This window comes from Pedobacter alpinus (genome assembly GCF_042684645.1).
Lineage (GTDB): Bacteria > Bacteroidota > Bacteroidia > Sphingobacteriales > Sphingobacteriaceae > Pseudopedobacter > Pseudopedobacter alpinus.
Window position 1 is genome coordinate 173,008 of the sequence record NZ_JBHULV010000028.1, and the last position, 23,037, is coordinate 196,044.

11 protein-coding genes and 1 CRISPR repeat array are annotated in these 23,037 nt (G+C 32.8%); of the genes, 7 read left to right on the forward strand and 4 right to left on the reverse strand.

The annotated features are described in order from the left end of the window. Together cas2 and ACFSSE_RS09635 are read left to right on the forward strand one after the other, a co-directional pair. Positions 1-330, forward strand: coding sequence for a CRISPR-associated endonuclease Cas2 (gene cas2 / locus ACFSSE_RS09630; protein ID WP_379043757.1), 330 nt, complete (start codon positions 1-3; stop codon positions 328-330). A gap of 124 nt (positions 331-454) precedes the next feature. Next, positions 455-12,719: direct repeats of the CRISPR family, unit length 46 nt; unit sequence GTTGTTGTAAATATCAGTTTTGCAAAGAACGAAAGCAAATCACAAC. Positions 12,720-13,038: 319 nt separating this feature from the next. Beyond that, entirely contained in the window at positions 13,039-13,239 is a 201-nt protein-coding gene (locus tag ACFSSE_RS09635; RefSeq protein ID WP_379043763.1) for a hypothetical protein, read from the forward strand. A gap of 459 nt (positions 13,240-13,698) precedes the next feature. Here ACFSSE_RS09635 and ACFSSE_RS09640 read toward each other — a convergent pair whose 3' ends face one another. The 3 genes from ACFSSE_RS09640 to rlmF all read right to left on the reverse strand — a co-directional run bounded on the left by ACFSSE_RS09640 (position 13,699) and on the right by rlmF (position 17,116). Beyond that, the gene (locus tag ACFSSE_RS09640; RefSeq protein WP_379043766.1) at positions 13,699-14,673 is read right to left on the reverse strand and encodes a sterol desaturase family protein; all 975 of its coding nucleotides are present in this window, start codon (positions 14,671-14,673) and stop codon (positions 13,699-13,701) included. 219 nt (positions 14,674-14,892) lie between these two features. Continuing rightward, positions 14,893-16,116: a DUF2254 domain-containing protein gene (locus ACFSSE_RS09645; RefSeq protein ID WP_379043769.1), complete on the reverse strand. Its 1,224-nt coding sequence runs from the start codon at positions 16,114-16,116 to the stop codon at positions 14,893-14,895. A gap of 10 nt (positions 16,117-16,126) precedes the next feature. After that, a complete protein-coding gene (rlmF, locus tag ACFSSE_RS09650; protein ID WP_379043772.1) occupies positions 16,127-17,116 on the reverse strand; it encodes a 23S rRNA (adenine(1618)-N(6))-methyltransferase RlmF in 990 nt (329 codons plus the stop codon). A 272-nt stretch (positions 17,117-17,388) separates the two neighbouring features. Here rlmF and ACFSSE_RS09655 point away from each other — a divergent pair, with 272 nt between their 5' ends. From ACFSSE_RS09655 to ACFSSE_RS09670, 4 genes are all read left to right on the forward strand, one after another. After that, positions 17,389-17,874, forward strand: coding sequence for a DUF4442 domain-containing protein (locus ACFSSE_RS09655; protein WP_379043775.1), 486 nt, complete (start codon positions 17,389-17,391; stop codon positions 17,872-17,874). A 1-nt stretch (position 17,875) separates the two neighbouring features. Beyond that, the gene (locus tag ACFSSE_RS09660; RefSeq protein WP_379043778.1) at positions 17,876-18,349 is read left to right on the forward strand and encodes a GNAT family N-acetyltransferase; all 474 of its coding nucleotides are present in this window, start codon (positions 17,876-17,878) and stop codon (positions 18,347-18,349) included. An 84-nt stretch (positions 18,350-18,433) separates the two neighbouring features. Next, the gene (locus tag ACFSSE_RS09665) at positions 18,434-19,786 is read left to right on the forward strand and encodes an MATE family efflux transporter (protein ID WP_379043781.1); all 1,353 of its coding nucleotides are present in this window, start codon (positions 18,434-18,436) and stop codon (positions 19,784-19,786) included. Between the two features lie 32 nt (positions 19,787-19,818). After that, positions 19,819-20,190 (forward strand): hypothetical protein, encoded by a 372-nt coding sequence (locus ACFSSE_RS09670; RefSeq protein ID WP_379043784.1) that lies wholly within the window; start codon positions 19,819-19,821, stop codon positions 20,188-20,190. 259 nt (positions 20,191-20,449) lie between these two features. Here ACFSSE_RS09670 and ACFSSE_RS09675 read toward each other — a convergent pair whose 3' ends face one another. Continuing rightward, a complete protein-coding gene (locus tag ACFSSE_RS09675) occupies positions 20,450-21,697 on the reverse strand; it encodes an ABC transporter permease (protein WP_379043929.1) in 1,248 nt (415 codons plus the stop codon). A gap of 255 nt (positions 21,698-21,952) precedes the next feature. Here ACFSSE_RS09675 and queA point away from each other — a divergent pair, with 255 nt between their 5' ends. Further along, positions 21,953-23,002: a tRNA preQ1(34) S-adenosylmethionine ribosyltransferase-isomerase QueA gene (gene queA / locus ACFSSE_RS09680; RefSeq protein WP_379043787.1), complete on the forward strand. Its 1,050-nt coding sequence runs from the start codon at positions 21,953-21,955 to the stop codon at positions 23,000-23,002. Positions 23,003-23,037 lie beyond the last annotated feature (35 nt).

Consider the following 23,037-nt stretch of genomic DNA (forward strand, 5'->3'; position numbering starts at 1 on the left):
ATGCGCCTTAATGAATATAGAATTTTGTGGGTATTAGTATTTTTCGACCTCCCTACGGAAACCAAAAAAGAACGAAGCATCGCTAGTAAGTTTCGTAAAGAAATATTACGTGATGGCTTTGCGATGTTTCAGTTCTCTATTTATTTAAGGCATTGCAGTAGCCGAGAAAATGCCGATGTACACATTAAGCGAGTAAAAAAACTACTCCCAGAAAAAGGGCATATTGGAATTATGACCGTTACCGACAAACAATTTGGAATGATGGAATTGTTTTACGGAAAAAAAGAAAAAGAACTGCCCAATACACCGCAACAGCTAGAGTTATTTTAGAGTTTTGTAAAACTAGGTTTTAATTTTCATTAGAATAAAAATCGAGGAGTTAAATACACCTCGATTTTTTTAATTCTAATTTTAGATACAACAAACTGACTAACAGATAAATAAACAGACCTATGTTGTTGTAAATATCAGTTTTGCAAAGAACGAAAGCAAATCACAACAATTGGCAAATCTTGAGGTACTGGTGCAATGTTGTTGTAAATATCAGTTTTGCAAAGAACGAAAGCAAATCACAACAATTCGTGGTCGGATATGTTTAGTTCATAGTTGTTGTAAATATCAGTTTTGCAAAGAACGAAAGCAAATCACAACATAAAAAATGTAACTAGCTAGTCAACAAAAGTTGTTGTAAATATCAGTTTTGCAAAGAACGAAAGCAAATCACAACAGGCTTAGTGAATGATTACGACAATGCAAAGTTGTTGTAAATATCAGTTTTGCAAAGAACGAAAGCAAATCACAACTTCATCATTAGGCAACTTTGAACGATTACGGTTGTTGTAAATATCAGTTTTGCAAAGAACGAAAGCAAATCACAACACCGCCACTACCACTACTACCACCACCGCGTTGTTGTAAATATCAGTTTTGCAAAGAACGAAAGCAAATCACAACTCGCCAAGCGTTTTAACGTTATAGGCAATGGTTGTTGTAAATATCAGTTTTGCAAAGAACGAAAGCAAATCACAACAACTGGCACTATTTACCCACACGAAAAGCTGTTGTTGTAAATATCAGTTTTGCAAAGAACGAAAGCAAATCACAACTCCAATAACTATATCATTTTCTAATCTGAAGTTGTTGTAAATATCAGTTTTGCAAAGAACGAAAGCAAATCACAACTATTTACTGGTAATGGTATTTCAAATAGGTGTTGTTGTAAATATCAGTTTTGCAAAGAACGAAAGCAAATCACAACGCTCATTTGTCCTCTACCTGCCAACGTTCCGTTGTTGTAAATATCAGTTTTGCAAAGAACGAAAGCAAATCACAACAAATTTCTGTTTCGACAAAGATATAATATTGTTGTTGTAAATATCAGTTTTGCAAAGAACGAAAGCAAATCACAACTCTACAATAGGCATTAGCCAATCCCATGAGGTTGTTGTAAATATCAGTTTTGCAAAGAACGAAAGCAAATCACAACAAACAGCGACACATTCGGCACTTCATAACGGTTGTTGTAAATATCAGTTTTGCAAAGAACGAAAGCAAATCACAACTGAACTTTATCTATTATTAAAACGTTTTCTGTTGTTGTAAATATCAGTTTTGCAAAGAACGAAAGCAAATCACAACTTCTCCGCTTCTTCTGGTTTAATCAGCAATGTTGTTGTAAATATCAGTTTTGCAAAGAACGAAAGCAAATCACAACTTTGTAGGAGCTAGCCACAAATAGCTACTAGTTGTTGTAAATATCAGTTTTGCAAAGAACGAAAGCAAATCACAACCAAATTGGAGAAGCTGGCGACAATGCTTTTGTTGTTGTAAATATCAGTTTTGCAAAGAACGAAAGCAAATCACAACAACAAGCGCTCTACCTCCAGTAGAAAAAGGTTGTTGTAAATATCAGTTTTGCAAAGAACGAAAGCAAATCACAACCCTTTCTCTTTTCATATAAGCTACTAAACTGTTGTTGTAAATATCAGTTTTGCAAAGAACGAAAGCAAATCACAACGTAATTACGCTTTGCTCTTTTACATTAATCGTTGTTGTAAATATCAGTTTTGCAAAGAACGAAAGCAAATCACAACATTGCTCTGAACGTTCGTTAATTCTATTTAGTTGTTGTAAATATCAGTTTTGCAAAGAACGAAAGCAAATCACAACAACTGGCACTATTTACCCACACGAAAAGCTGTTGTTGTAAATATCAGTTTTGCAAAGAACGAAAGCAAATCACAACAAAGAAACATTATCGTTAAAAATATCATTCGTTGTTGTAAATATCAGTTTTGCAAAGAACGAAAGCAAATCACAACTGGGCTTGCATTTATTGATTGCCTTAAAGTGTTGTTGTAAATATCAGTTTTGCAAAGAACGAAAGCAAATCACAACGGAGCGTTCAAAAAGACCTTGCAAGAGAATGTTGTTGTAAATATCAGTTTTGCAAAGAACGAAAGCAAATCACAACTTATTTTATCTCCGTAAAGCTTATCAATCTGTTGTTGTAAATATCAGTTTTGCAAAGAACGAAAGCAAATCACAACGATACAACAAAACTATATAGAAATAAAAACGTTGTTGTAAATATCAGTTTTGCAAAGAACGAAAGCAAATCACAACACTAATTGTTTCCTAATGGATTTAAAAAAGGTTGTTGTAAATATCAGTTTTGCAAAGAACGAAAGCAAATCACAACCAGAAAGTTTCATAAAATTATTTTCAATTAGTTGTTGTAAATATCAGTTTTGCAAAGAACGAAAGCAAATCACAACGAATAGCTCTACTCTCAAATATGAGTTTAAGTTGTTGTAAATATCAGTTTTGCAAAGAACGAAAGCAAATCACAACATTTTATCTTAATTTAAAGTTTTGTATTTGTTGTTGTAAATATCAGTTTTGCAAAGAACGAAAGCAAATCACAACGAGAAACAGGTTGTGCAACCACAGAAACCAAGTTGTTGTAAATATCAGTTTTGCAAAGAACGAAAGCAAATCACAACTGTTTCGGTATTGTTCCATAAAACCCAATAGTTGTTGTAAATATCAGTTTTGCAAAGAACGAAAGCAAATCACAACATATTTACATGGCTGATTTTATTCATAAATGTTGTTGTAAATATCAGTTTTGCAAAGAACGAAAGCAAATCACAACGTAATTACGCTTTGCTCTTTTACATTAATCGTTGTTGTAAATATCAGTTTTGCAAAGAACGAAAGCAAATCACAACAACTTCTGCTCACATTTGTTCTGGAAACTTGTTGTTGTAAATATCAGTTTTGCAAAGAACGAAAGCAAATCACAACTAGGTTTGGGGCTTAACAAAATCTTATTTAGTTGTTGTAAATATCAGTTTTGCAAAGAACGAAAGCAAATCACAACGGATATTACTGGCTCTATCAACGTTAACCCGTTGTTGTAAATATCAGTTTTGCAAAGAACGAAAGCAAATCACAACAGAAATGCGCATTACCTCACACATTAGAGAGTTGTTGTAAATATCAGTTTTGCAAAGAACGAAAGCAAATCACAACAAGTTTGCAGCAGCTGCATCAGGTAAATAAGTTGTTGTAAATATCAGTTTTGCAAAGAACGAAAGCAAATCACAACTTATATTTACCTTTGGTTTATGTTTATATGTTGTTGTAAATATCAGTTTTGCAAAGAACGAAAGCAAATCACAACTGGTTTCGGTCTGCTTACTAAAACTCTATTGTTGTTGTAAATATCAGTTTTGCAAAGAACGAAAGCAAATCACAACCAATTTATAGCAATATCAAAAAACAAACATGTTGTTGTAAATATCAGTTTTGCAAAGAACGAAAGCAAATCACAACCCGTTATTGTAATTTGCTTTTCGAGTATTCGTTGTTGTAAATATCAGTTTTGCAAAGAACGAAAGCAAATCACAACGGCTCCAAACAAGTACCTTCATCACCTACTGTTGTTGTAAATATCAGTTTTGCAAAGAACGAAAGCAAATCACAACATCAACTGATATTTTCCAATTCGTATTTGTGTTGTTGTAAATATCAGTTTTGCAAAGAACGAAAGCAAATCACAACAATCTCCAGCATCTTTATGCACTGCAGTTTGTTGTTGTAAATATCAGTTTTGCAAAGAACGAAAGCAAATCACAACTAATGACTGGCCAGAGTATGACGGGAAAGAGTTGTTGTAAATATCAGTTTTGCAAAGAACGAAAGCAAATCACAACTAGAATGATTGAGAGTAAATAATACGAGGCGTTGTTGTAAATATCAGTTTTGCAAAGAACGAAAGCAAATCACAACAATGTACCGTATAAATAAACAATATCATTTGTTGTTGTAAATATCAGTTTTGCAAAGAACGAAAGCAAATCACAACAATTTGCCATCTACAGTATTAAGCAATCTTGTTGTTGTAAATATCAGTTTTGCAAAGAACGAAAGCAAATCACAACAAAGGCTTAACCAACGAGGAAGCTTTAACTGTTGTTGTAAATATCAGTTTTGCAAAGAACGAAAGCAAATCACAACAAAAATCCAATCATATAATTCAATTGGTTGTTGTTGTAAATATCAGTTTTGCAAAGAACGAAAGCAAATCACAACACAAACGAATACGTGGCTTGCGCTTTCCGTGTTGTTGTAAATATCAGTTTTGCAAAGAACGAAAGCAAATCACAACTTACTAACGTGAGTATAAATTGTGGTAGTTGTTGTTGTAAATATCAGTTTTGCAAAGAACGAAAGCAAATCACAACGGTGTTTTTTCGTGTAAAGTTACTTTACACGTTGTTGTAAATATCAGTTTTGCAAAGAACGAAAGCAAATCACAACTGGAAAGTGCTTCCTGTTGTTTCGGCTTTTGTTGTTGTAAATATCAGTTTTGCAAAGAACGAAAGCAAATCACAACTGAAGTAAAAGGATTACAAAGCGACAAAGTGTTGTTGTAAATATCAGTTTTGCAAAGAACGAAAGCAAATCACAACGGTTTACCGAAGACCCAGTTACCTCACGAGGTTGTTGTAAATATCAGTTTTGCAAAGAACGAAAGCAAATCACAACCAAGTTTTATTCTCGAAGAAATAAGGCTTCGTTGTTGTAAATATCAGTTTTGCAAAGAACGAAAGCAAATCACAACTATCCGCTAACATCATTTTTTAGCGCTTTGGTTGTTGTAAATATCAGTTTTGCAAAGAACGAAAGCAAATCACAACAGCAAGGCTACCTGACCGCTTCGTAATGAAGTTGTTGTAAATATCAGTTTTGCAAAGAACGAAAGCAAATCACAACAGACAAAGCCATTGGTAGTGGTAAAGAGTTGTTGTTGTAAATATCAGTTTTGCAAAGAACGAAAGCAAATCACAACAAAGCGGAAGTTTTACAAGCCTTCAAAATGTTGTTGTAAATATCAGTTTTGCAAAGAACGAAAGCAAATCACAACATGCGGAATGGCAAACTTTACAAGGCTTCCGTTGTTGTAAATATCAGTTTTGCAAAGAACGAAAGCAAATCACAACATATTACAGATGCGACTTTACATGGTGTAAGTTGTTGTAAATATCAGTTTTGCAAAGAACGAAAGCAAATCACAACGAATTGATGTATAAATGGTTTTGCCCTGAGGTTGTTGTAAATATCAGTTTTGCAAAGAACGAAAGCAAATCACAACAGGGAGATAGCGATGTATTATTAAATGATAGTTGTTGTAAATATCAGTTTTGCAAAGAACGAAAGCAAATCACAACTCCGGTGTATTATCTGCTCAATCCTCAACTGTTGTTGTAAATATCAGTTTTGCAAAGAACGAAAGCAAATCACAACTCTGGAGTAATATTTAAACCAAATACAGCTGTTGTTGTAAATATCAGTTTTGCAAAGAACGAAAGCAAATCACAACTATTTAGGAAAATTCTTTTTAAATACGCTCGTTGTTGTAAATATCAGTTTTGCAAAGAACGAAAGCAAATCACAACACACTTGAAGCTCTTATTGATTTGCATCAAGTTGTTGTAAATATCAGTTTTGCAAAGAACGAAAGCAAATCACAACAACACAAGAACAATATGCCTATACTAATCCGTTGTTGTAAATATCAGTTTTGCAAAGAACGAAAGCAAATCACAACTATTGTCCGCTAGTGATTTTCCTTGGATCGGTTGTTGTAAATATCAGTTTTGCAAAGAACGAAAGCAAATCACAACATGTTTTTGTGTTTTAAATTAGCAACTAAAGTTGTTGTAAATATCAGTTTTGCAAAGAACGAAAGCAAATCACAACCTTATGATGCGAATGTATTTTGAGTTAAGAGTTGTTGTAAATATCAGTTTTGCAAAGAACGAAAGCAAATCACAACGGTAACCATGATATAACTTAACATTATATCGTTGTTGTAAATATCAGTTTTGCAAAGAACGAAAGCAAATCACAACAAACTAGATGTGTCAGGCGGAACTATGTTTGTTGTTGTAAATATCAGTTTTGCAAAGAACGAAAGCAAATCACAACTTTAATCGAACATAACCTGTGACTGTTACCGTTGTTGTAAATATCAGTTTTGCAAAGAACGAAAGCAAATCACAACACTAAAGAATGGGTAATGACTAGATTTAAGTTGTTGTAAATATCAGTTTTGCAAAGAACGAAAGCAAATCACAACTAATTTAAAAAGGCTCACTAAGCCACCGATGTTGTTGTAAATATCAGTTTTGCAAAGAACGAAAGCAAATCACAACGGAATGGCGATGTTTTAAACGACCACTTATGTTGTTGTAAATATCAGTTTTGCAAAGAACGAAAGCAAATCACAACTATTTGACCCTGTTCGACCCGTAGCGTATGGTTGTTGTAAATATCAGTTTTGCAAAGAACGAAAGCAAATCACAACTCTTTTAATATGCTTAAGGTTTATAAAAATGTTGTTGTAAATATCAGTTTTGCAAAGAACGAAAGCAAATCACAACGATGTACTATTGTATTTTGACACTACTACTGTTGTTGTAAATATCAGTTTTGCAAAGAACGAAAGCAAATCACAACAAGAAAGATGCAGAAATGCTGGAAGGCTTTGTTGTTGTAAATATCAGTTTTGCAAAGAACGAAAGCAAATCACAACTTAAGACAGTCATCGGATTGCGGTTGGGTTGTTGTTGTAAATATCAGTTTTGCAAAGAACGAAAGCAAATCACAACACTATTCAGGCGGAACAACAACCATAAAAGGTTGTTGTAAATATCAGTTTTGCAAAGAACGAAAGCAAATCACAACGAATGTTAGGTAATGGCTGGACAGTTGATAGTTGTTGTAAATATCAGTTTTGCAAAGAACGAAAGCAAATCACAACTATAAGGAAAAATATCATAGGTTTGGTTGTGTTGTTGTAAATATCAGTTTTGCAAAGAACGAAAGCAAATCACAACTGCAAGGCTAAGACTGCTCCAGCTCACGTAGTTGTTGTAAATATCAGTTTTGCAAAGAACGAAAGCAAATCACAACTTACAATACCTGTATTCTTCTGAACTTAAGTTGTTGTAAATATCAGTTTTGCAAAGAACGAAAGCAAATCACAACCTGTCGCTAGACCTATTGACAAATAAATTAGTTGTTGTAAATATCAGTTTTGCAAAGAACGAAAGCAAATCACAACTTGTTCTAATGTCAACACTCTTTCTCTCGAGTTGTTGTAAATATCAGTTTTGCAAAGAACGAAAGCAAATCACAACAGTTGGCTTAGGTTTTGTTTTTGATTCTAAGTTGTTGTAAATATCAGTTTTGCAAAGAACGAAAGCAAATCACAACAATGATGAATAACGCAGAAAACCCCCAATTGTTGTTGTAAATATCAGTTTTGCAAAGAACGAAAGCAAATCACAACTTGGCATTGCTTTTGAGCTATTGTGCTGATGTTGTTGTAAATATCAGTTTTGCAAAGAACGAAAGCAAATCACAACACTTTATGACGAAATTCATCCAATTTTGTAGTTGTTGTAAATATCAGTTTTGCAAAGAACGAAAGCAAATCACAACGATGTTGATTGCTCGCAAGAAGTAAACGATGTTGTTGTAAATATCAGTTTTGCAAAGAACGAAAGCAAATCACAACTAAAAACTTTATAATACCTGCAAATTGCCTGTTGTTGTAAATATCAGTTTTGCAAAGAACGAAAGCAAATCACAACATAAGCTGCTGAACCTAAACCTAACCAACTGTTGTTGTAAATATCAGTTTTGCAAAGAACGAAAGCAAATCACAACACCACCATCGCAACCGTTAGACCTACTAACGTTGTTGTAAATATCAGTTTTGCAAAGAACGAAAGCAAATCACAACTGCAAAATATTGCAACATTTATTTTAATTTGTTGTTGTAAATATCAGTTTTGCAAAGAACGAAAGCAAATCACAACGAATGTTAGGTAATGGCTGGACAGTTGATAGTTGTTGTAAATATCAGTTTTGCAAAGAACGAAAGCAAATCACAACGGGTTGGCGAGGGTATTGTTTTTACTTGCGTTGTTGTAAATATCAGTTTTGCAAAGAACGAAAGCAAATCACAACTATCCGCTAACATCATTTTTTAGCGCTTTGGTTGTTGTAAATATCAGTTTTGCAAAGAACGAAAGCAAATCACAACAAGAGCAGGTGACAGAGTGAGAAACTTCTTGTTGTTGTAAATATCAGTTTTGCAAAGAACGAAAGCAAATCACAACAAGTGTTATGAATTTATCCTTTACGAATTCGTTGTTGTAAATATCAGTTTTGCAAAGAACGAAAGCAAATCACAACACTTAACATTATATCTATCATTTCTTTAGCGTTGTTGTAAATATCAGTTTTGCAAAGAACGAAAGCAAATCACAACACACAACACCAGCAAGAATTTACGGGTTTGGTTGTTGTAAATATCAGTTTTGCAAAGAACGAAAGCAAATCACAACAAGTTATCTCTGAATATGGGAGACCTTGTTGTTGTTGTAAATATCAGTTTTGCAAAGAACGAAAGCAAATCACAACTGGGTAATTATGTGCCTACTGCTGGGGTTGGTTGTTGTAAATATCAGTTTTGCAAAGAACGAAAGCAAATCACAACAATTGAATTAAACCCTTAACCGATGGCAGCGTTGTTGTAAATATCAGTTTTGCAAAGAACGAAAGCAAATCACAACAGACTATGAGCATTTTCACATCAGTAAAAAGTTGTTGTAAATATCAGTTTTGCAAAGAACGAAAGCAAATCACAACTAATGGGCTTCAATATCGTTTCTGATCGGGTTGTTGTAAATATCAGTTTTGCAAAGAACGAAAGCAAATCACAACAAACGACATTGAAAGAATTGACTGTATTTTGTTGTTGTAAATATCAGTTTTGCAAAGAACGAAAGCAAATCACAACAACGGGGTTATTACTAACAAAGAGGGTAAAGTTGTTGTAAATATCAGTTTTGCAAAGAACGAAAGCAAATCACAACTTACAATACCTGTATTCTTCTGAACTTAATGTTGTTGTAAATATCAGTTTTGCAAAGAACGAAAGCAAATCACAACTCCTAAGAAGTATGTACACATTACGTTAGAGTTGTTGTAAATATCAGTTTTGCAAAGAACGAAAGCAAATCACAACAATTGCCGTTGTGCTGTTGCTTTTGTTCCGTTGTTGTAAATATCAGTTTTGCAAAGAACGAAAGCAAATCACAACTGAACTACCTCCAGAACCACCACCAATTGGTTGTTGTAAATATCAGTTTTGCAAAGAACGAAAGCAAATCACAACAATTTAATTAATACTAATAAAAAAGGTATCGTTGTTGTAAATATCAGTTTTGCAAAGAACGAAAGCAAATCACAACATTGGTAATTCATCAAATATTCAAGTTAAAGTTGTTGTAAATATCAGTTTTGCAAAGAACGAAAGCAAATCACAACAAACTTTACCGTGTTGGTAGTTTTTATCAGTTGTTGTAAATATCAGTTTTGCAAAGAACGAAAGCAAATCACAACCATTCCTTTGTTGCTCATTTTTCGTGCTTTGTTGTTGTAAATATCAGTTTTGCAAAGAACGAAAGCAAATCACAACCCATTAGCCTTGTGCCTGATGATAGCGATGGTTGTTGTAAATATCAGTTTTGCAAAGAACGAAAGCAAATCACAACTCTGAACAAAAAACGGAAACAGAGATTTCAGTTGTTGTAAATATCAGTTTTGCAAAGAACGAAAGCAAATCACAACTTGAAAATAAATACGCTCAACAGATCTGTAGTTGTTGTAAATATCAGTTTTGCAAAGAACGAAAGCAAATCACAACGAATCTTCGCTTGGTACTGTTGTGTGTAGGGTTGTTGTAAATATCAGTTTTGCAAAGAACGAAAGCAAATCACAACACAAGATTAGCAGAACCTATCGGTTTTAAAGTTGTTGTAAATATCAGTTTTGCAAAGAACGAAAGCAAATCACAACCAATTTAACTAAGTACCAAATTTATTAATAGTTGTTGTAAATATCAGTTTTGCAAAGAACGAAAGCAAATCACAACTGATATGCCACGTTCAAAAAATTTCATCTTGTTGTTGTAAATATCAGTTTTGCAAAGAACGAAAGCAAATCACAACGCTAAGCAGGGCGAAATTATATTTGAGAAGTTGTTGTAAATATCAGTTTTGCAAAGAACGAAAGCAAATCACAACTGCGATTAAATGTAACCGCAACTGGATTAGGTTGTTGTAAATATCAGTTTTGCAAAGAACGAAAGCAAATCACAACTGCGATTAAATGTAACCGCAACTGGATTAGGTTGTTGTAAATATCAGTTTTGCAAAGAACGAAAGCAAATCACAACTGCAAACAAAAAAAGAAACCCTTACAATAGTTGTTGTAAATATCAGTTTTGCAAAGAACGAAAGCAAATCACAACAGCGAAGAGGATAGGGAAATACTATGGGGAGTTGTTGTAAATATCAGTTTTGCAAAGAACGAAAGCAAATCACAACTTTATAATAATAGCGGTTGTATGTACTTGTGTTGTTGTAAATATCAGTTTTGCAAAGAACGAAAGCAAATCACAACTGCTGGTGATGGGTATTTTAATACCAGCGTGTTGTTGTAAATATCAGTTTTGCAAAGAACGAAAGCAAATCACAACATAAAATACAGGACGTTTTTACTAATGATTGTTGTTGTAAATATCAGTTTTGCAAAGAACGAAAGCAAATCACAACTATTACAGATGCGACCTCACACGATGTAATGTTGTTGTAAATATCAGTTTTGCAAAGAACGAAAGCAAATCACAACACATCCCCGCTTACTATATAATGCTGCTCTGTTGTTGTAAATATCAGTTTTGCAAAGAACGAAAGCAAATCACAACTCGGTGTGTTTCATTTTTTAGGTGAGTTTGGTTGTTGTAAATATCAGTTTTGCAAAGAACGAAAGCAAATCACAACTATTTGACCCTGTTCGACCCGTAGCGTATGGTTGTTGTAAATATCAGTTTTGCAAAGAACGAAAGCAAATCACAACAGACGGGGCGTCCGGCAAAATAGAAGATAATGTTGTTGTAAATATCAGTTTTGCAAAGAACGAAAGCAAATCACAACTAATTTGAAACGATTATGCTTTTTGTTGATGTTGTTGTAAATATCAGTTTTGCAAAGAACGAAAGCAAATCACAACTTAGCAAAAGAGCAAACAGTTAGAAATATGTTGTTGTAAATATCAGTTTTGCAAAGAACGAAAGCAAATCACAACTTTATAATAATAGCGGTTGTATGTACTTGTGTTGTTGTAAATATCAGTTTTGCAAAGAACGAAAGCAAATCACAACTTATGATAGATTGAACTTGGATAACTAAGAGTTGTTGTAAATATCAGTTTTGCAAAGAACGAAAGCAAATCACAACTGTTTATTTGCAATGCCATTCTCAGTAAGTGTTGTTGTAAATATCAGTTTTGCAAAGAACGAAAGCAAATCACAACAAGGTGAGAAATATTTCTTGTATATTAAAAGTTGTTGTAAATATCAGTTTTGCAAAGAACGAAAGCAAATCACAACCGTATTATGTCAGATAAATTAAGAGAACATGTTGTTGTAAATATCAGTTTTGCAAAGAACGAAAGCAAATCACAACTGAATTTTCTAAGTATAAAAAAATGCAATGGTTGTTGTAAATATCAGTTTTGCAAAGAACGAAAGCAAATCACAACACAGAAGAAATACTATATGGTGGTGCTGCTGTTGTTGTAAATATCAGTTTTGCAAAGAACGAAAGCAAATCACAACTGATGCTCCTACGTTTACCGCATCTAAGCGTTGTTGTAAATATCAGTTTTGCAAAGAACGAAAGCAAATCACAACCCTAAATCAACCCAATGTTCACCAGCATTTGTTGTTGTAAATATCAGTTTTGCAAAGAACGAAAGCAAATCACAACTTGCATCCTATTCTTCTATAAATTCAACATGTTGTTGTAAATATCAGTTTTGCAAAGAACGAAAGCAAATCACAACGAAAACTTACACAAAGAAATAAATTCTTCTGTTGTTGTAAATATCAGTTTTGCAAAGAACGAAAGCAAATCACAACGTAAAAATTCCCAATCTTTACTTTTTATTGTTGTTGTAAATATCAGTTTTGCAAAGAACGAAAGCAAATCACAACTTTACCATGGCGTAAGTGAGCATACCAAAGGTTGTTGTAAATATCAGTTTTGCAAAGAACGAAAGCAAATCACAACTTGGGAACCTGTTGCCCATTACATCGAAAACTTGTTGTAAATATCAGTTTTGCAAAGAACGAAATGGAGCTTGCGGAATTCTTGAATGCCTTTAAAAATCATTAAACAATAATGAAAAAAGCAAATCACAACCAAAGTATTGTAATTAACAGAATAAACCAACTTGTTGTAAATATCAGTTTTGCAAAGAACGAAAGCAAATCACAACTGGAGGAGTACAACAGCAGCGGGAACATTAGTTGTTGTAAATATCAGTTTTGCAAAGAACGAAATGGAGCTTGCGGAATTCTTGAATGCCTTTAAAAATCATTAAACAATAATGAAAAAAGCAAATCACAACTTTTGCCGGGTCTATGTATGTTGTGAAATCGTTGTTGTAAATATCAGTTTTGCAAAGAACGAAAGCAAATCACAACAATATTGGCAAAAGGAAGGATGGCACATTGTTGTTGTAAATATCAGTTTTGCAAATAACGAAATGGAGCTTGTGAAATTCTTGAAAGCCCCTAAAAAACAATAGAAATCTTGAAAACAGCAAATCACCATATCAAGCTTCGACTCCGCTCCTGCCTGACAAATTGTTGTAAATATCTGTTTTTTAAAAAATATAATGGAGCTTGCGGAATTCTTGCATGCCTTTAAAAATCATTAAACAATAATGAAAAAAGCAAATCACAACATCAAGCTTCGACTCCGCTCCTGCCTGACAAATTGTTGTAAATATCAGTTTTTTAAAAAATATAATGGAGCTTGCGGAATTCTTGAATGCCTTTAAAAATCATTAAACAATAATGAAAAAAGCAAATCACAACTTCCTACGGAGCCATTAATAAGTTCATTCACTCCTTCAACTAAAGGACTACTATAGGACGACTAAGAGATAAACGTAGGATGAAGATAGCAGGTTGAACAGAAATTAGAACCACATCTCTAACTTATTGTATAATAAATTTGAGATCAATATTTAAACTTCCTGATATTAATTTCCATTTTCTTTAATCAAATGAAAGTGATTTGGCGTAACAGATTCGTCTTTAACAGAATTATTCTGCTCTAAATGGTTAAAAGATTTAAGTTTTTCGTGGTAAATATCTGAAGGGTCTCCAAATAGGAAAAACCATTTCTTTTTAAAGCCTTTTGCATCACGCATATCCTTCCATATATCAATAAATTCATGGAAATTGATATAAAACGGATTTCCTTTTTTCTCTAATTTATGAGTTAGTCCATAAATTACTTTTTCATCCTCTGGTTCGTAAGTGCCAAAAATTCTGTCCCAAATGATAAATGTGGCTCCAAAATTCTTGTTAATGTATTTCTCTTGTGAGCCATGATGTACCCGATGGTTAGATGGAGTCGCAAAAATGTATTCGAAAAATGGAGGTAATTTTTTAATGTATTCTGTGTGAACCCAAAACTGAAAAAGTACTGCAACTTGATTAGCAACAAAGAAAACCAAGGGGTGAAAACCAGACAATGCAACTGGCAAAAAGAATATAATTTTAATATGCTGCACCCAACTTAACCTAAATGAAACGGTTAGGTTATAGTTTTCTCCGCTATGATGTACAACATGAGTGGCCCACCAAAACCTTTGATGGTGAGATATACGATGCGACCAATAACTACAAAAGTCTAAAAGAACATAACATGGGATAACCATCCACCAGTTTAAAAACATTCGCCATGGCAGTAAATTGTAAACAGCAACTACAATAAAAAACAGTCCAAATTTTAAAAGAAAGGCAATAAAAACATTTCCAATACCTACAAATATAGATGCAATAGTTTCTACTTTGTTATACATCTCTGGGTGTTGTTTACGCGAAACAAACCATTCTATTAGCACAAATAGAAACATAAAAGGTGCCGCCCAAACAATTATCTCCGGAGCTTCTGTGCTTAAGTTTGTTAAAGTATTTAAATCAATAGGTGATGCCCCAAAAATATTCATAGAAAAAAATTATTATCAAAGTATTTGGTAGTGATTATTCAAGAAAATTGAATGGTAGTAAAATATAAACCTAACAAATCTTTACTTAAAGTAAGTATCAAGATGCTCTAATATAGTAATTTTAACTATATACGTTGCGTTTAATATCGAATTTTATGCAAAACCTCTAGTTTTACTAATTTTTGGTGTCTTTTTCTTTTAACATCCAAACGTTAAACACTAAAACAACTGCTTTTTATGCTCTATCTTCACATTTTCCAACAAGACATTCACTGTTTGATGTTTAACACCTATATTTTGCAATTGCGGAATTAATAAAAGTAACTCTTCTTGTATCATCCTGTCCGTTTTACCATAATTCCAGATTGGTGCCATGGTATCTGCAAAAATTTTATCAAAGTTTAGCACCTTAACCAAAACACAAGCTTTACCATCCTTGTTGGCTATAAAAGATAATGGATGGTGATTTATACGATATGCATATAACTCGAACAAAGAGCGTATAGCTATAATTGCTGTACCAGGATCATTAATACCCGGACTTAAAGCCTTTAGCGCAACTTCTGTTAATTGCCTAAAACCGTAGAAAAAATTCACATCAATAGATTCTGATTCGTTTATAAAAACAGAAGAGACGATATCTTCTTCCACATCTTTATCAACTTGTTTATCAATTTTAGCAAAAGGAGAACCTTTTAATAAACTTGTGCCCGGGGTAACTAAAATTTCTATAATCAGTTGGTGCTTTTCGCAAATCTTTAAAAAAGAACTGCTATCAAAACCTTCGTAAATACCTGTTTTATTGGTATGTAGAAAATATTCGCTATTCACTTGTATCTCTACTGTGGGTTCAGTTTTAGCAGCGCAATTGTTTCTTAATACATTAAAAGTGTTATCAAATATTCTCCTAACAATAACCTCATATTTAACAGACTGAGTGATGTAATGCAAAAAATAAATGAAAAGAAAAATATCAGAAATGGTAATGATAATAAGCAAATAAATACTTAAAGAAGGAATGTACAACCCACTATCAATATCTCTAATGGTGCTTAACAAAAAGAAGGCATAAACAATTGTGCCAATGTAAATGCCTAATACAATTTGTTGAAACCTGTTCCCAATCAGTTTATCTAAAACTCGGTTACTCATTTGTGATGCTGCTTGGTTAAGCACAATCATCACCATAGAGAAACTAAAAACAGCCAAAGAGATAATACCAGCAGCAATTGCCGAAATAATACTTCGGGCTGTTGTAGCATCTTTAATATTAAGCCACGAAATGTACGATTTTACATTTTTCCCTTGTATAGAAAAATCAAAACCAAGCATCAGGATGGCTAAAACCAAAAACAATAAACCTATTAATGCCGGATAAAAAGAGATACTGTTTAATACTTTTTGAAACTTATTTATAAACCAATACCTTAAATTATTCAACATTTTTGTTTATTTATGGTTGCTCAATAACTGATTCCGTTTTAGGAAACCACAATTGTTGCCTTTCTGGAGTTTGAAAAGTCCAAGCTAAAACTCTGCTAATTTTATTGCCTTGCCCCATGGCTAAAGTTTTTACATCAACAGCTTCCACCTGTTTTAGTTGTGCATAGGCTGCTTGTAAGTTGGCTTGGTTTGATATTAAAGTGGTAAACCAAAGACAAGAATTTGAAAATTCTACACTTTGAGCAATCATATCTTTCACAAATTTACCCTCGCCACCATGGCACCAAAGTTCTTTACTTTGTCCGCCAAAGTTTAAGGTTACTTCTGTTACCTTTTCTTTATTTAAGTTATTCAGTTTTTTTAAAGCGGCAGCTTGTGCTTCGCCAAAAGTTGCATGAAACGGAGGATTACAAATACTTAAATGTATGCGTTCTGTTTTTTCTAAAACACCTGGGAAAATATTTTTATGATTAGGCTGATGTCTGAATTTAATTCTTGTTTTCAAATCGGGATTTGCATCAACAATTGCGGTGGCAGATGCTATAGAAACTGGGTCAATATCTGCACCAATAAAAGACCAACCATACTCGTGGTTACCAATTAAAGGATACACGCAATTTGCCCCAACACCAATATCTAAACATTTAATTTTTTTACCTGTTGGTATTTCTCCGCCATTGCTAGTAGCTAATAAATCAGCAACGTTATGGATGTAATCTGCCCTACCTGGAATTGGTGGCACCAAGTAATTATCTGGAATATCCCAACCTTTAACACCATAATAGTGTAATAAAAGTGCTTTGTTTAATGCTTTAACAGCATCCGGATTTGCAAAATCAATAGAATTATCTCCGTATTGGTTTTCTTTTACAAAATCTCCTAACTCAGGAAAACTTAAAGTGAGTGCATCTAAATCGTACCTTCCAATGTGTTTATTTCTTGGGTGCAACTTAGCTTTAGTTTTTTCTTTAACGTTCCTTTTTGCTTTCTTCTGAGCCATATTTGCTATTCTTTTTTTTCTTAGAACTCGCAATTTAGCTATTTATATTGAGGCAATAATTAATTTATGAAATATTTAGAGCTTGTTTAAAATTGTTTGGTAAAATACTTGACATTGGTTTTGGACCTCATTAACATCATTTACTAGTTTAACTTTTAATCCAAAAGTTAAATAATATAAAATTAGTATATAGCTTTAAAACTTTTTACATTTTGCTTTTGGCCTCAATATAATTTCACAATCCTAATCAAATTATTGATATTTGATACAATATGAAAGTAAGTCCAAAAACCCTTAAATGGGTATTAAGATTTTATCCACCGTTGTTTTTTCAAAGAATATGGATTATAAATTTTGGAGACAATTTTAAATCTGTTGAGGTAAAAATTAATAAAAGTTTACTAAATATAAATTATAACAAAACCATTTTCGGTGGGACTATCTTTGCCGCCTCCGACCCGTTTTTCGCCATACTTTTTGATCAAATACTCACAAAAAAAGGTTTTAAAGTTAGGGTATGGTTAAAAAGTGCGCACATTCAATATCTAAAACCAGGAAACACAAATTTGTATTTTAAAATAAACATTACAGATGCTGATATTTTAGATGTAGAGAAAGACCTTAAAACAGTAGGTAAATTTATAAAAACCTACCCAATAGAAATTTACAACAAACAAGGAACACTTTGTGCAGTGGTGCAAAATGAAGTTTATGTGCGTAATTTATTAGCTGGCGAACACCACACTATTGCTTATTAATATGGGAGTTAAAGTTTTTTTAAATGATGATATTTATATTGATAAAGGTTATTCTATAAATACAGATAAAACTTTATTAGACCTTAATTATATTTATAATTTTTTAACAACAGAATCTTATTGGGCAAAAAACCTCCCCTATTTAACTTTCCAAACATCAATTGAATTTGCTACTTGTTTTGGTGTTTACCACCAGAACAAACAAGTTGGCTTTGCCAGAGTAATAAGCGATTATAGCACTTTTGCTTATTTAGCCGATGTTTTTATAGATTTTAACTACAGAAAACAAGGTTTATCAAAATGGTTAATGCAAACCATTATAAATTACCCCGATTTTAAAAATTTAAGACGTTTTTTGTTAGCTACTGCTGATGCCCAAACACTTTATCAAAAATTTGGGTTTGAAAGTTTAGTTAAACCCGAAAGATTTATGGAAATTCTAAATCCATATCCTTTAAAAAACATTTCAGAGTAATAATTAAAATAGCTTACCCAATTAGCTTAAACTTCTGCTAAAATTCATTTATTATACTTTCCTTTGCGGGTCAATTTTAAAATAATGATTGCAAGGTTTCGCAAATATATTCCGTTTTACAAAAGCAATTTTTCATTGGCTTATCCTGTGGTAATTTCACAATTAGGCCACATGTTTACAATGGTTGCGGATAGTGTAATGGTTGGCCAACTTGGCACTATACCATTAGCGGCTTGCGCATTAGGAAATAGTATTTTAGGGGTGTTTTTAGTGAGTGGAATTGGCATATCACAAGGTATAACGCCTTTGGTAGCTCAAGAAAATGGCAAAAATAATAAATCTATCTGTGGTAAATATTTAGAGCAAGGTGTAATCATAAGTGTAATTACTGGTATTATTTTATTTGCTATGGTAGCCCTAATTGCTCAAAAGCTATCAATTTTAGGCCAGCCAACTGATGTTGAAATTGCCACTAAAGATTATTTATTAATTATTGGTGCTTCTATTATTCCCTTAATGGTTTACCAAAGCTTTAGGCAATTTGCAGAAGGCTTAGAATATACTAAACAAGCCATGTATGTATCCATTATCGGTAATATCATCAATATTATTTTTAATTTTTTGCTAATTTATGGTTGGTTTGGGTTTCCGGCAATGGGATTAGTTGGTGCAGGTATTGGCACTTTAATATCCAGAATATTTATGGCAATTGGGATGGCTTACTACGTTATAAAATCAAAAAATTTTACCCCATATATAGAAAAATTCAGAATACAAAAACCCGATTTTACTAAAATTAAAAGGATTTTTAAATTGGGTCTACCAATATCATTGCAATATTTTTTTGAAATAGGCGCTTTTTCTGGTGCTGCAATTATGGTTGGCTGGATTGGCGCACAAGAATTAGCAGCGCACCAAATAGCCATCAATTTAGCCGCATTTACTTATATGGGAGCTAGCGGAATTGGAGTTGCAGCCACCATAAAAGCTGGTAATGCTTTGGGTAAAAACGATTTTAAAGACTTAAAGTTATCGGCTATCAGCTCTTACCATTTAGTAATTATATACATGCTAATTACCGCATTTGTATTTTTAACCTGCAATACTATACTACCGTGGATATACATTAAAGACGAAAGTGTAATTTTAATAGCTTCGCAATTATTAATTGTGGCTGCTTTTTTTCAAATATCAGATGGTATTCAAGTTGTTGGCGTTGGCATTTTAAGAGGTTTATCTGATGTTAAAATACCAACCATAATAACACTAATAGCCTATTGGGTTATAGGCTTGCCTTTAGGTTATATTTTGGGCTTCACCTTTGAAATGGGACCTATAGGAATATGGATTTCGTTATCCTTGGCATTAACTGCTGCCGCTATTTTATTGTATTGTAGGTTTAGAAACTTGGTTAAAAAGCAAGCATTAATTGCTTAAAACATTTTCAAAATTAATTGGTTTTTAAACTGATGGATAACAGAGATGAAAATATACAAGCCTTAAGACCTTTTATTGATTTTGGAGATTTGCCGCAACCTTTAAATAGGTTTCAAGAAGTATTAAGACAAATTTTAAAACTTCAAAACGATCTTTTAGTAGAAAGTACAATCTACTTTTTAAGCAATAAACATAAAGGCTTTTTAGCTTTAGACAGTACTTTAAAAAAAGACTTATTTTCAAAAAGCTTAAAAAAAGATATTGCTTTTAAAAAAGATTTAATTGGTATGGTAAAAGGATTATTTACCAAAAGTGAATTGATAGAATACCACAACAATCAACAAGAAATAAATAAAAGACTTTTAGAGTTTATTTACAAAAGGGTTTCAACACAAATTTGTTAAACCCTTTTGAGTTATATAGTTTATATTAAGAGCCTGTTTAAAATTTATCTAATAATTTGTTTATGCTTATTTTTGGCTGCAACTTCGTTAAATTTTTCTAGATAGCTTCCGGCTATCTCTACAAAATTTGCCTTGTTTCGCTCAAAAATAATCTATAAACATTTTTACAATACAAATTTAAACAGGCTCTAACTTATTTCAGAATCAAATTAACATTTTTTTTAAGCTTTGAGCATTTCGCTTTAAGCCTTTCTAACAATTATTTTGACCTAATGGCTTCTACCGGGTCTAATCTTGATGCCGAAAATGCAGGCCAAAAACCAGATATTACACCAATTATAACAGAAATACTAATTCCTCTAATAACATTACCAGCATCTAAAATAATTTTGACATCAAAACCATAGGTTGCTATTATGGTCATTAAATAAACCACACCTAAACCAATTAAGCCACCAATTAAACACAATGCAATCGCTTCAAATAAAAATTGCATTAAAATAAAATAGTTTTTTGCCCCTAAAGATTTTTGAATACCAATAATGTTTGTACGCTCTTTAACAGAAACAAACATAATATTAGCGATGCCAAAACCACCTACTAAAATTGAAAAACCACCAATTATCCAACCAGCAACATCCACAATTCCAAATAATTGGTCTAATTGTCCAGATAAAATAGTTGTTTTGTTTAACGCAAAATCATCATCTTCAACAGGCCTAGTTCTTCTAATAGAGCGCATTAAACCTCTCAATTCACTTTCTACATCAGTAACACTATATTGCTCTTTACCCCTAACAGTTATTTGTGGTCCGTACCTATCGCTTTGTACATCAACCAAATTACGGGCAAAGTTTAAGGGTATTAATAAGGTTTTATCAGAAGAAACACCTAATAAATCTTCTCCCTCTCTGGCAAAAACACCAATAACAGTAACTTTACGCCCTAAAACTTTTACAGCTTTACCGGCAGCAGTTTGGTTTGGGAAAAGTCCTTCTGCTAAATCAGATCCAATTAAACATACCGGCGAACCGCTATTAGATTCGTTATCTGTAAAATACCTGCCTTCAGATAAATCAAAGTTCCAGGTTTTATTATAATCATGTGATGCCGCAGAAATTTGCGCACCTTCTATACTATTGCTTTTATATTTTAAAGTCCTGTTAGACATGCTTATTTCATAAGATAAGCCTTCTGCCGTAGTTGCTCGTACTTTTAAAGCTTCATAATCTCTTAAACTTGGTTGTGGGCGTTGCATGTATTTCCACCAAGGGTAATCTCCAAAACCTCCCCAAGGCCATTTCTGAATGTAAATAGTTTTACTGCCTAATTTATCAACGCTGGTCTGTAAATTACCTCTAAATGTATCAACAGCTGCAAATACAGTAATAATGGTAAAAATACCAATGGTAATTCCTAACAATGATAAAAAAGTACGGGTTTTATTTTGCCTTAATGCATCAAAAGCAAAAATGAAACTTTCACGAAAGAGTTTTAAAAATAGCATCATTACAACTAAGACAATCTAAACCTAATTTAGTTACACTAATTGTTTTTAAAAAAAATCAATTGTTCTAAATTACATTAATAATAATTACAATTAAGCTAATTCAAAAAAAACATGATGTTAATGCAAAACCAATGAGGAGAAAATTATGTTGGTTTAGGGTATGAAAATTTCTGTAAAATAGCTTAAAACAAGTAATTAATTATTTGAATATATTTTTCATAACTTTGCGCTCCAAAATATTGAATAAAAAGCATGAAATTATCACAATTCAAATTCCATTTACCAGAGTCTCTAATTGCTCACACACCTTCAGAAAGCCGTGACGGGTCACGTTTAATGGTTTTAGATAAAAAAACCGGAAAAATAGAGCATAAAATCTTTAAAGACGTTCTTGGTTATTTTGAAGAAAAAGATGTGATGATTTTAAACAACACCAAAGTTTTTCCGGCAAGATTATACGGAAATAAAGAAAAAACCGGTGCCACAATTGAAGTTTTCTTGTTAAGAGAATTAAATAAAGAGCTTCGTTTATGGGATGTATTGGTGGACCCAGCTCGTAAAATTAGAGTAGGTAATAAACTGTATTTTGGCGATGATGATTTATTAGTTGCCGAAGTGGTTGACAATACTACATCAAGAGGAAGAACTATACGTTTCCTTTTTGATGGTACTGATGAAGAATTTAGACAAAATATTGAGATTTTAGGAGAAACACCTTTACCTAAATATATCAATCGCCGCCCAACGGCAGAAGATAAAGAACGTTACCAAACCATTTTTGCGAAAAATGAAGGCGCAGTAGCAGCACCAACAGCAGGTTTACACTTTAGCCGTGAGTTAATGAAACGTTTAGAGCTTAAAGGAGTAGATTTTGCAGAAGTTACTTTACATGTTGGCTTAGGTACATTTCGCCAAGTTGAAGTTGAAGATTTGACCAAACACAAAATGGATTCAGAGCAAATCATCATTGAAGAAAAAGCTGCTAACATGGTGAATAAAGCCATTGAAGAAAAAAGAAGAGTTTGTGCTGTAGGTACAACCGCAATGAGAACAATTGAATCTGCGGTATCTGCAAACCACACGCTTAAACCGGTTAATGATTGGACTTCAAAATTCATTTTCCCACCTTATGATTTTAGCATAGCAAACAGCATGATTACTAATTTTCATACTCCAGAATCAACATTGTTAATGATGGTTGCTGCGTTTGGAGGTTATGATTACGTAATGAAAGCTTATGAAGAAGCTGTTAAAGAGAAATACAGATTTTATAGCTATGGTGATGCCATGTTAATCATCTAAAAAATTTAAAAAGACCGGAAATTTCGGTCTTTTTT

Bases quoted from the DNA above. Each gene is read 5' to 3' on its own strand.
- ACFSSE_RS09635 (WP_379043763.1), top strand. From the start codon at position 13,039: ATGAAAAAAGCAAATCACAACTTTTGCCGGGTCTATGTATGTTGTGAA.
- ACFSSE_RS09655 (WP_379043775.1), top strand. From the start codon at position 17,389: ATGAAAGTAAGTCCAAAAACCCTTAAATGGGTATTAAGATTTTATCCA.
- ACFSSE_RS09670 (WP_379043784.1), top strand. From the start codon at position 19,819: ATGGATAACAGAGATGAAAATATACAAGCCTTAAGACCTTTTATTGAT.
- ACFSSE_RS09675 (WP_379043929.1), bottom strand. From the start codon at position 21,697: ATGCTATTTTTAAAACTCTTTCGTGAAAGTTTCATTTTTGCTTTTGAT.
- queA (WP_379043787.1), top strand. From the start codon at position 21,953: ATGAAATTATCACAATTCAAATTCCATTTACCAGAGTCTCTAATTGCT.
- ACFSSE_RS09665 (WP_379043781.1), top strand. From the start codon at position 18,434: ATGATTGCAAGGTTTCGCAAATATATTCCGTTTTACAAAAGCAATTTT.
- ACFSSE_RS09645 (WP_379043769.1), bottom strand. From the start codon at position 16,116: ATGTTGAATAATTTAAGGTATTGGTTTATAAATAAGTTTCAAAAAGTA.
- ACFSSE_RS09660 (WP_379043778.1), top strand. From the start codon at position 17,876: ATGGGAGTTAAAGTTTTTTTAAATGATGATATTTATATTGATAAAGGT.
- rlmF (WP_379043772.1), bottom strand. From the start codon at position 17,116: ATGGCTCAGAAGAAAGCAAAAAGGAACGTTAAAGAAAAAACTAAAGCT.
- cas2 (WP_379043757.1), top strand. From the start codon at position 1: ATGCGCCTTAATGAATATAGAATTTTGTGGGTATTAGTATTTTTCGAC.
- ACFSSE_RS09640 (WP_379043766.1), bottom strand. From the start codon at position 14,673: ATGAATATTTTTGGGGCATCACCTATTGATTTAAATACTTTAACAAAC.